Source organism: Seramator thermalis (assembly GCF_004138125.1).
GTDB classification, from domain to species: Bacteria; Bacteroidota; Bacteroidia; order Bacteroidales; family Dysgonomonadaceae; genus Seramator; species Seramator thermalis.
The window spans coordinates 1-1,907 of sequence record NZ_RXHS01000034.1; the positions used below are offsets into that span (position 1 = coordinate 1).

Genomic DNA, 1,907 nt, shown 5'->3' on the forward strand with positions numbered 1-1,907 from the left:
TTTTCCTTGATACCCCGTCCCTCTTTCTTCTTTCAGGAACGGATAAATCGCGACAGGAGCTTCCTTCAAGTTTCCTGTCTCGCCCTTTGGTCTGTAAGGCTTTCCCCCAGTGAATATTGCCGTCCCTGTACGGACAGGGTGATGGCCGTTCTCCAGAAAGGAGGTGTTCCAGCCGCACCTTCCGGTACGGCTACCTTGTTACGACTTAGCCCCAGTCACCAGTTTTACCCTAGATCGCTCCTTATCGGTTACGATCTTCAGGTACCCCCGGCTCCCATGGCTTGACGGGCGGTGTGTACAAGGCCCGGGAACGTATTCACCGCGCCGTGGCTGATGCGCGATTACTAGCGAATCCAGCTTCACGGAGTCGAGTTGCAGACTCCGATCCGAACTGAGAGTGGTTTTGGAGATTAGCATCCTGTCGCCAGGTAGCTGCCCTTTGTACCACCCATTGTAACACGTGTGTCGCCCCGGACGTAAGGGCCGTGCTGATTTGACGTCATCCCCACCTTCCTCGCATCTTACGATGGCAGTCTCGCCAGAGTCCCCAGCTTTACCTGATGGTAACTGACGATGAGGGTTGCGCTCGTTATGGCACTTAAGCCGACACCTCACGGCACGAGCTGACGACAACCATGCAGCACCTACACATCTGCCCCGTAGGGAATATCCGTTTCCGAATACGTCAGATGCATTTCAAGCCCGGGTAAGGTTCCTCGCGTATCATCGAATTAAACCACATGTTCCTCCGCTTGTGCGGGCCCCCGTCAATTCCTTTGAGTTTCATTCTTGCGAACGTACTCCCCAGGTGGATTACTTAACGCTTTCGCTCAGCCGCTTACATTGTATCGCAAACAGCCAGTAATCATCGTTTACTGCGTGGACTACCAGGGTATCTAATCCTGTTTGATCCCCACGCCTTCGTGCATGAGCGTCAGTTATGGTTTAGTAAGCTGCCTGCGCAATCGGTGTTCTTTGTGATATCTATGCATTTCACCGCTACACCACAAATTCCGCCTACTTCATCCACACTCAAGCTTGCCAGTTTCGAAGGCTCTTTTACAGTTGAGCTGCAAAATTTCACCGCCGACTTAACATGCCGCCTGCGCACCCTTTAAACCCAATAAATCCGGATAACGCTCGGATCCTCCGTATTACCGCGGCTGCTGGCACGGAGTTAGCCGATCCTTATTCGTAAGGTACCTGCAACGTCTTAGCGCGTAAGACTCTTTATTCCCTTACAAAAGAAGTTTACAACCCGTAGGGCCGTCTTCCTTCACGCGACTTGGCTGGTTCAGACTCTCGTCCATTGACCAATATTCCTCACTGCTGCCTCCCGTAGGAGTCTGGACCGTGTCTCAGTTCCAGTGTGGGGGATCAACCTCTCAGTTCCCCTATCCATCGTTGCCTTGGTGAGCCGTTACCTCACCAACAAGCTAATGGAACGCATGCCCATCTACTACCGATAAATCTTTAACAAATATATCCATGCGGATCCCCTGTGTTATAGGGTATTAGTCCGTCTTTCAACGGGTTATCCCCTTGTAGTAGGCAGGTTGCATACGCGTTACTCACCCGTGCGCCGGTCGCCACCCGTGTATTGCTACACCGTGCTGCCCCTCGACTTGCATGTGTTAGGCCTGTCGCTAGCGTTCATCCTGAGCCAGGATCAAACTCTTCGTTGTATATTGTTTTTTTGTTCCCTTGAACTTGCCATCTTTCGGCTTCTGTTCACTCTTAAAAAAAACCTTACCCCTTTACGAGTCAATCCACTTAAATTCGGCTCCTTCTTGTCACGACTTCTTTTCCTTTATATTCCGTCGTTCCTTCGTTTCTAATTGAACGGGTACCAATCTCTCTTGTATCTTCCGATACAAGCCTTGTATACTGCTTTGTCTTAAAAAAAA

The 1,907-nt window shown here is 50.7% G+C and carries 1 rRNA gene; it reads right to left on the bottom strand.

The annotated features are described in order from the left end of the window. Nucleotides 1–156 precede the first annotated feature (156 nt). A 16S ribosomal RNA gene (locus EJN84_RS12150) occupies nucleotides 157–1,685 on the bottom strand. Nucleotides 1,686–1,907: the final 222 nt, after the last annotated feature.